The organism is Arthrobacter sp. 10T413_2 (genome assembly GCF_056394205.1).
Genome location: NZ_JBFTHK010000237.1, coordinates 1 through 5,355 on the forward strand (window position 1 = coordinate 1; position 5,355 = coordinate 5,355).

General features: G+C 66.4%; 8 protein-coding genes. 6 read left to right on the forward strand and 2 right to left on the reverse strand.

The genetic code is table 11. The annotated features are described in order from the left end of the window. The 5 genes from AC1DBQ_RS21375 to AC1DBQ_RS21395 all read left to right on the forward strand — a co-directional run. Positions 1-1,028 (forward strand): MFS transporter (locus AC1DBQ_RS21375; protein WP_476930423.1); only part of this gene is annotated, 1,028 nt, incomplete at its 5' end. 100 nt (positions 1,029-1,128) lie between these two features. Next, positions 1,129-1,470, forward strand: a complete 342-nt coding sequence (locus tag AC1DBQ_RS21380; protein ID WP_476930424.1) for a YciI family protein — start codon at positions 1,129-1,131, stop codon at positions 1,468-1,470. Between the two features lie 26 nt (positions 1,471-1,496). Beyond that, positions 1,497-1,835, forward strand: coding sequence for a hypothetical protein (locus AC1DBQ_RS21385; RefSeq protein ID WP_476930425.1), 339 nt, complete (start codon positions 1,497-1,499; stop codon positions 1,833-1,835). 125 nt (positions 1,836-1,960) lie between these two features. Then, the gene (locus AC1DBQ_RS21390; protein ID WP_476930426.1) at positions 1,961-2,503 is read left to right on the forward strand and encodes a DinB family protein; all 543 of its coding nucleotides are present in this window, start codon (positions 1,961-1,963) and stop codon (positions 2,501-2,503) included. Between the two features lie 219 nt (positions 2,504-2,722). Next, positions 2,723-2,950, forward strand: a complete 228-nt coding sequence (locus AC1DBQ_RS21395; RefSeq protein ID WP_476930427.1) for a hypothetical protein — start codon at positions 2,723-2,725, stop codon at positions 2,948-2,950. A gap of 64 nt (positions 2,951-3,014) precedes the next feature. On the opposite strand, the gene AC1DBQ_RS21400 is transcribed toward AC1DBQ_RS21395, so the two are convergent. Both AC1DBQ_RS21400 and AC1DBQ_RS21405 read right to left on the reverse strand, forming a co-directional pair. Next, a complete protein-coding gene (locus AC1DBQ_RS21400) occupies positions 3,015-3,434 on the reverse strand; it encodes a DUF302 domain-containing protein (RefSeq protein WP_476930428.1) in 420 nt (139 codons plus the stop codon). Between the two features lie 29 nt (positions 3,435-3,463). Beyond that, a complete protein-coding gene (locus AC1DBQ_RS21405) occupies positions 3,464-3,721 on the reverse strand; it encodes a metal-sensitive transcriptional regulator (RefSeq protein ID WP_120950571.1) in 258 nt (85 codons plus the stop codon). Positions 3,722-3,915: 194 nt separating this feature from the next. On the opposite strand from AC1DBQ_RS21405, the gene AC1DBQ_RS21410 reads away from it, so the two are divergent. Continuing rightward, positions 3,916-5,325 (forward strand): MBL fold metallo-hydrolase, encoded by a 1,410-nt coding sequence (locus tag AC1DBQ_RS21410; protein ID WP_476930429.1) that lies wholly within the window; start codon positions 3,916-3,918, stop codon positions 5,323-5,325. Positions 5,326-5,355: the final 30 nt, after the last annotated feature.

Sequence of the window (5,355 nt, forward strand, 5' to 3'; positions counted from 1 at the left end):
GCCGTGCCCGTGCCGCTGCTGCCGTGCCCGTGCCGCTGCTGCTGATCTTCGGACCTTCCTGGGGCTGGATCGTCGCTGCCAACGTGATCCTCGGCATCAGCCAGGGCCTGACGTGGTCCACCACCGTGGTGATGAAAATGGACCTCGTCGGCCCGTCCCGGCGCGGCCTGGCCATGGGCCTGAACGAGGCCGCCGGCTACCTCGGTGTCGCCGGCACCGCGCTGGCTACCGGCTACATCGCCGCGAGCTACGGGCTGCGGCCCGGACCGTTCCTGCTCGGTGCCGCCTACATCGCGCTGGGCCTGGGCCTGTCCGTGTTCGCGGTGAAGGAGACCCGCGGCCACGCCAGGCTTGAGGCCGCCAGCCACATGGCGGCCCACGMCGGCGCCCACGGGGAACTGAGCAACYGGGAGATCTTTACCCTCACCAGTTTCCGGGACAAGTCCCTGTCCTCGGTCAGCCAGGCCGGCATGGTCAACAACCTCAACGACGGCCTCGCCTGGGGCCTGTTCCCGCTCCTTTTCGCCGCAGCGGGGCTGAGCATCGAAAAGATCGGCATCCTCGCCGCCGTATATCCCGCCGTCTGGGGAGCCGCGCAACTCGTCACCGGAGCGATGTCGGACCGATACGGGCGGAAATGGCTGATCGTMGGCGGCATGCTTGTCCAGGCCGTAGCGCTGGGCATGGTGGCCTTCGGAACCGGTTTCGGGATCTGGCTTGCCGCTGCCATCCTCCTGGGCCTGGGAACCGCCATGGTCTACCCCACCCTGCTGGCGGCCATCGGCGACGTCGCGCACCCGGAATGGCGGGCACGCTCGGTGGGCATCTACCGGCTCTGGCGCGACGGCGGTTTCGCCGTCGGCGCCCTCCTGGCCGGCATCCTCGCGGACGCCTTCGGCATCCCGGCAGCAGTTGCCGTCGTCGGCGCCCTCACCGCACTGTCCGGGATCCTCGTCGCGGTGCGGATGCGCGCTTCGGACCACGTCATCACGACTGAGGGCGATCCAGGCATCAAGTCGCTTCCGTGAGCGGGCACCGGAATCCGCGGGACCGCCGAGATCTTGCGCGGCATGATGGCATCGGCGAGGATGAAGCGATCCCCCGTGCCGCGAAGAAGGAGTCGACGCGATGACCAAGTATCTGATCTCGTTTCCGAGTGCCGCGATGGTCTTCCCTGACGAAGACCTGCAGGCCGTTTCGGATGCGGCGCACGCGGTCGTTCAGGAGGCGAAGGACGCCGGGGTCTGGGTGTTCGGCGGCGGCATCGATGAGAGCATCCCTCCCGTCATGGTCGACGGCGAAGGGACCGTGCGTGAGGGCACCTACCCGCAGACGACGCAGCTCGAAGGCGGCTACTCGGTACTGGAGCTGCCCTCGTACGATGCCGCCTTGAAGTGGGCGGGCAAGATCGCGGCCGCCTGCCGTTGCGCGCAGGAGGTGCGCGCATTCCAATACGACCCCGCCAGCTAGGTCTCGAACGTCGGGACGCCTGAGCCATGGACTTCGAACTGCGCACCATCCCGGGCTGCCCGAACAGCGGCCCGGCATTGAAGCTGTTTCGTGAGGTTCTGGCCGCAGAAGGGAGGGCCGCGGACTCCCTGACCGTCCATGAGGTAGCCTCCGAGCGCGAGGCGAAGGAACTCCAGTTCCGCGGCTCCCCGTCCTTCATCGCGGAAGGACGCGACCTGTTTCCGGCGGAAGGACGCGACCTGTTTCCGGCGGAATCCGCACCGGCCCTAAGCTGCCGACTGTACCTCACCGGGCACAGCGCGGCGGGACTCCCCTCAGCCGAGTCCTTGCGCAACGCACTCCGTGGCATCAACTCCCGCCCATAACCTGACAACGGCGCCATCCCAGCGATTCCCACGCCCCTAACCCTCTTGGCGGCCAGTGCATAATGAAGGCAGCCAGACCACAAGGCTGCGGCCGATAGTGGACCTGAGACCGCGAAGGGCACGGCATGGAGCCATCGAAGGAAGAGATCCTCGCCGGGTATGGCCGTGCCCGCGGCGAGCTCCGCGCCTGGCTGGCGGGCGCAACGGCTGCGGATCTTCGCCGCGCGAGCGACGGCACGAAGTGGACCAATGAAGAACTGCTCTTCCACATGGTCTTCGGCTACATGGTTGTCCGCGTTCTGCTTCCCCTGGTGCACGCTGTCAGCCGCCTCCCACCACCGGCGGGCAAGGCATTCGCCGCCGTCCTGAACGCCGGAACGCGCCCGTTCGACGCCGTGAACTACTGGGGATCCCGCGCCGCCGCGCTGGTCTACAACAGGGAAAGGATGGGCAGAAAGCTCGACAGAACTATCGCTGCCCTGAGCCGCCGACTCGAACACGAGAGTTCCAGATCACTCGTGCGCTCCATGGCGTTCCCCGAGAGGTGGGACCCGTTCTTCAAGCCGCGGATGACGCTCAACGCCGTCTATGCCTACCCCACGTTGCATTTCGACTTCCACGCCAGGCAATTGACTCTTCGGCTTCCGGACCGCCCAGGAGCGTMGTGAAGCGCCGCGAAGTCCCCGGGAGGGGGAGTTCCGGCCGCCGGGACTAACCCCACGAACGTCAGTGTGCCGTCTGCATCCGGTGGGAATCCTGCGCGACCGGGACCTTAAGCCCTTGGCGCCAAGAACCCAACCGGCGAGCATCAATGGCGTGACATTTATGCTTGACGCCGCCCCGGGTGCMCGCTGGGTCACCTGCTGCCCMACTCCTGGAGGTTTCTCATGCGTGTAGTCGTTGCGGAATCCGTGGCCATGTTTGCCATCGGCGACGGTGTCCTCGGTGTGTTGTTTCCGGTCCAGCACTCAACCCGGTGGGATCTGGGCCCCAAGCCTTGGCGAGCGTACATGCGCTGGTTCGCGGACCATCCCGGCATCACGCGGGCACTGAGTGCGGCCCAGATCGCCGCCGGCGTTGCCTGCGCGGCGCGCCTCCCATCAACGCCGCATTAATATCCCGCCTCTGGGCTGGTAGAAACTCAGGGCGGCTGAATTTCACACTGCCAAGATTTCAGCGCTAAGCCGCGCCGGAGCCGCGAAGCGTGTCAAGGGCGGCGCGGAGTCGGGTGTCGGCGTCGTTKGCTACGTCCCGGACGGCCGGGCTGTCGCTGAGCTTGACCATGGTTTGCGGGTCGATGGCCTGGATGGTTGTCTCGACGGCATCCTTGCCCCGGCGGACAACGACGTTGCAGGGCAGCAGGGCGCCCATGGCCGGTTCCGCGGAGAGGGCCCGGCTGGCCAGGGCCGGGTTGCAGGCGCCCAGGATCACGTAGTCACCGAGTTCCTCGGCGGCAGCGGCGCCRAGCTTGGCCTCGAAGGTGGCACGGACATTGATCTCCGAGAGAATGCCGAATCCCTGCCCGGCGAGGGCATCGCGCGTGCGTTGCACCGATTCCTCCCAGTTGAGCGGGACGGTGACGGTATTCGTATAGCTCATGGCTGCTCCTGCACGGATGGTCGGTGGTCTCAGGCGAGAGAGAGGAAAAGTTTTTCCAGGTCCTTGGTGTCCATGCTCGCATCCCCGCGGACAAGGCACTGCTCAAGGCCGCTGGCGATGATGGCGAACCCTGCCCGGTCCAAAGCTTTCGAGACAGCTGCAAGCTGGGTGACGATGTCTTTGCAGTCCTTCCCCTCCTCGAGCATGCGCGTAACGCCGGCAAGCTGTCCCTGGGCTCGCTTGAGCCGGTTGATGATCGGGGTGAGTTCTGTCGAATCAAGTTCCATGGCGGGCTCCAAAGGTGGGTGGATACTTTGCCAATTCTATACCMCGGAGGGTATAACGGCTAGCGGCGGGAAGTCAGCACCTGGCCCGTTGTGGACGAGCTTGCAAGATACCCCCGGGGGTATTATTGTTGTGAGTAGACCGATGGAGGATCCCCTCCCGGAAACTCCCCCACCGCCCAACGAAAGAGAGCACCATGCTTATCGAGCGTATTTACGACGAAGACCTCGCCCAGGCCAGCTACTTCATCGGCTGCCAGGCAAAGGGTGAGGCGGTCGTCGTTGACCCCCGCCGCGATATCGACGTCTACCGCAACCTCGCGGCCGCCAACGGGATGAAGATTGTTGCCGTCACCGAAACCCACATTCACGCAGACTTCCTCTCCGGCACCCGTGAACTGGCTGCCGCAACAGGCGCCACCGCGTACGTTTCCGGCGAGGGCGGCGCCGACTGGCAGTACGGGTTCGAGGCCKAGCGGCTGAACGACAACGACTCGATCACCMTTGGCAACATCACGGTCAAGGCTCTGCACACCCCGGGCCACACCCCGGAGCACCTTTCATTCCTGATCACCGACGGCGCGTTCGCCGACACCCCCGGCTACCTGCTCTCCGGTGACTTCGTCTTCTCCGGTGACCTCGGACGACCGGACCTGCTGGACGAGGCCGCCGGCGGCGTCGACACCCGCTTCGCCGGTGCCCGGCAGCTCTTCGCGAGCCTGCGCGATAAGTTCCTGACCCTTCCGGACCACGTCCAGGTCCACCCCGGCCACGGCGCCGGCAGCGCGTGCGGCAAGGCCCTGGGCGCCATCCCCTCCTCCACGGTCGGCTACGAACGCCTCTACTCCTGGTGGGGCCCCTACTTGGCCGCCAATGACGAGGAAGGCTTCGTCGCCGAACTCCTCGACGGCCAGCCCGACGCCCACGCCTACTTCGGCCGGATGAAGCGGGAAAACCGTGAGGGCCMGGCCGTCATGGGCGAGCGTACTCCCCTGACCGAACTCGCCACCGCCGACGTCATCCRCGACCTCGCCAGCGACACCGTGACGTTTGTGGACACCCGCTCCAATGCCGAGGTCCACGAAGGCACCGTCGCCCGGTCCCTGAACATCCCGGCGGGGAAGTCCACGGCCAGCTTCGGCGCCTGGGTGGTCAACCCTGAAACCGACACCAACCCCCTCGTGCTCCTGGCCCCCACCCAGGCCGCCGCGCAGGAGATGTGGGACCACCTGGTCCGGGTCGGCATCGACAAGGTCGCCGGCTACGTCACCAGCGTCGAGGGACTGCCCGCCAGCACCCCCCAGCTGATCCAGCCTGAAGAACTGGACGGCTTCGACGCCGCGATGGTCCTGGACGTCCGCAACCGCACCGAGCACGCTGCCGGACACATCCCCGGCTCCCACCAGCTCAGCGGCGGMCGCGTGATGTGGAACCTGGACCAGCTCCCCGCCGAAGGCACCATCGTCAGCTACTGCCAGAGCGGCGTCCGCAACTCCGTCGCGGCCAGCGCGCTGCGCCGTGCCGGGTACGACGTAGTCGAACTCGACGGCAGCTACGCCGGATGGGCCGCCTGGCAGCAGGCACGGGAATCCGTTTCCAGCAACTGATCCAGGCAATAATTGAACTGATTGATTGAC